Consider the following 404-nt stretch of genomic DNA (forward strand, 5'->3'; position numbering starts at 1 on the left):
GTGTACTACGCCTTCATCCAGTTCGCTGGCTTCACCATGGGTAAGGCCGTGTCGCAGTTCGACGCGCCCTGGACCAACTATCCCGGCAACAACTTCGACAGCCTCGTCGGCGGTTCCGGCACGGTCACTGGTGTCAACCAGTTCACCTACACCGCTGACTTCGGTCAGGGCGTGACGGCGTCGTTCTCGGCTGAAGATGCGACGGCCTATTACCAGGCCGGCAACCTGAACATGACGGGCGCGACTGCGGCTGGCATGATCGGCGGTTCGTATGGCTCCAACGCCATCGGCGGTTCGCGTTCGCCGAACCTCGTCGGTATGGTCCGTGTCGACCAGGCTTGGGGTCTGTTCCAGGCGTCGGTCGCTGCGCATGACAACCACGTTGCCTACTACGGCGCCACCGA

General features: G+C 62.9%; 1 protein-coding gene. It reads left to right on the forward strand.

The annotated features are described in order from the left end of the window. The coding region (locus AC0L3B_RS38515) for a porin (RefSeq protein WP_473382847.1) at positions 1 to 404 on the forward strand (404 nt) is incomplete at both ends.

The sequence above is a fragment of the Bradyrhizobium sp. Kon56 genome, assembly GCF_055807635.1.